This window comes from Thiohalocapsa sp., from assembly GCF_019695415.1.
Classification (GTDB): domain Bacteria; phylum Pseudomonadota; class Gammaproteobacteria; order Chromatiales; family Chromatiaceae; genus Thiohalocapsa.
On the sequence record NZ_JAIFKJ010000628.1, the window covers coordinates 1 to 1,589 of the forward strand.

The following is a 1,589-nucleotide window of genomic DNA, read 5'->3' on the forward strand; positions in this document are numbered from 1 at the left end:
GGTGGGGGGCGGGCCGCGCGTGCGGGCGTGCCCTCCCGGCGCGGGCCAGGGGGGGGGTGCCGGCGCCGGTGGGGGCCGGTATGGCGGACACGGGTCCCGGCCAGTCCAGGGCCTTTAAGGGCCCCGTCTGCCGTGCCGCCAGTGTAACGTCGTCCAGCAGATCGACCTTGTTCAGTACCAGCCAGCGCTCGCGGGCAGCGAGGGTGGGGTCGTAGGCCTCGAGCTCTGCAGTCAGGGTCTGTACCTGCGCCGCTGGTGAGGTATCAGGATCGAGCGGGGCGATGTCCACCAGGTGCAGCAGCAATCGCGTGCGGCCGAGGTGCTTCAGAAAGCGCGTACCGAGTCCGGCGCCGCCGGCGGCACCGGCGATGAGCCCCGGGATGTCGGCGATGACGAAGCTGCGCTTCGGCCCAAGGCTGACGACGCCGAGGTTCGGATAGAGTGTCGTGAAGGGATAGTCGGCCACCTTTGGCCGGGCGCTGGATAGGACCCGAATCAGGCTCGACTTGCCGGCATTTGGCAGGCCCAGCAGACCCACATCGGCCAGCAGCAGCAGCTCCAGGTGCAGCTCCCTGCGCTCGCCCGGCTTGCCTGGGGTGAACTGCCGGGGCGCGCGGTTGGTGCTGGACTTGAAGCGGGCGTTGCCGATGCCGTGGAAGCCACCGGCCGCCACCAGCAAGCGTGCACCGTGGTCGAGTAGCTCGCCGATCACCTCGCCGTTGTCGGCATCGGTGACGCGCGTACCCAGCGGCACCCGGACCTCGGCATCCGCGCCGGAGGCCCCGGTGCAGTTGCGGCCCATGCCCGGGCGGCCGTTGCCGGCACGGTGCCGGCGCTGGTGGCGGAAGTCCACCAGGGTATTCAGGTTGGCGTCACCCACAAGGTAGACGCTGCCGCCGTCACCGCCGTCGCCGCCATCCGGTCCCCCCTTGGGGATGAACTTCTCGCGCCGGAAGCTCACGCAGCCGTCACCGCCATTGCCGGCTTCCACGCGGATTCGGGCTTCGTCGACGAACTTCACGTTGGCGTTCTCGGTGGTGCAGATCAGGTCCGGAGGGCAGTGATATCGGCCCCAAACGACAAAACCCCGCCGGAGCGGGGCTTGTGCTGGGGTGCGTCGGTCCCTGCTTAGCGGGCGCTGGTGGCGCGGCGCGTAGCGTCCGCCGAACGCGGTCAGCGCGACGCGCGCCTAGCTCGCCGGCCTCCTGCGTCTGGGTCTGGCCCGAGGTAAGCGGCGATTTACCTGAGTCTGCCCGAGGCGTGCTCAGAGAAGGCTCGCCAGCCCGAGTTGGTTAGCTCTGAGCGGACTCGACAATGCTGATGTAGCGCCGGTTACGCGGTCCCTTGACGTCGAAGCGTACCTCGCCGTCTTTGAGTGCGAACAGGGTGTGGTCGCGGCCACAGCCCACGCCAGGAACATTGTGATAGCGAGTGCATCGCTGGAGCACCAAGGAGCTGACGGCGGTGACCCGCTCGCCGCCTAAGCGCTGCACGCCCAGGCGTTTGGATTCGGCATCGCGACCGTTGAGGGAGCTGACGCCTGCTTTTTTATGTGCCAATGTGTTTTTGCACAGTCGGTGCCGGAGGGG

2 protein-coding genes are annotated in these 1,589 nt (G+C 68.5%); both read right to left on the reverse strand.

Features of this window, described 5'->3' with window-relative positions; genetic code table 11:
• Positions 1-1,021, reverse strand: a 1,021-nt coding sequence (cgtA, locus tag I6U14_RS17155) for an Obg family GTPase CgtA (RefSeq protein WP_296900944.1), incomplete at its 3' end; no start/stop codon positions are given.
• A gap of 271 nt (positions 1,022-1,292) precedes the next feature.
• Positions 1,293-1,559: a 50S ribosomal protein L27 gene (gene rpmA / locus I6U14_RS17160; protein WP_296900950.1), complete on the reverse strand. Its 267-nt coding sequence runs from the start codon at positions 1,557-1,559 to the stop codon at positions 1,293-1,295.
• Positions 1,560-1,589: the final 30 nt, after the last annotated feature.